The organism is Bacteroides sp. ET336 (genome assembly GCF_024733815.1).
GTDB classification, from domain to species: Bacteria; Bacteroidota; Bacteroidia; order Bacteroidales; family Bacteroidaceae; genus Phocaeicola; species Phocaeicola cellulolyticus.
Genome location: NZ_JANRHK010000079.1, coordinates 1 through 242, shown reverse-complemented (window position 1 = coordinate 242; position 242 = coordinate 1). Strand labels below are relative to the sequence as shown.

Below are 242 nucleotides of genomic sequence, written 5' to 3'. Positions count from 1 at the left end.
TTCCAGTTCCGCAATCTTCAGCCCCTCGAACATCTCCCTCTTTCCGCTGAAATAAGTCTCCAGCGTGGAGATAAGAAGACTCTTTCCGAACCTGCGCGGACGGCTCAGAAAGTAATATACACCGTTATTTACCAGGTCATATATCAGATCCGTCTTGTCTATATAAAGATAACCGCCTTCGCGTATCTTTTCAAAATTCTGTATTCCTATAGGGTATTTCATGTAAGTCAATTAAAAATTAA

The 242-nt window shown here is 40.9% G+C and carries 1 protein-coding gene; it reads right to left on the bottom strand.

Features of this window, described 5'->3' with window-relative positions; all coding sequences use genetic code 11:
• Positions 1-222: AAA family ATPase (locus tag NW213_RS16920; RefSeq protein ID WP_258323486.1), on the bottom strand; the 222-nt coding region annotated here is incomplete at its 3' end.
• Positions 223-242 lie beyond the last annotated feature (20 nt).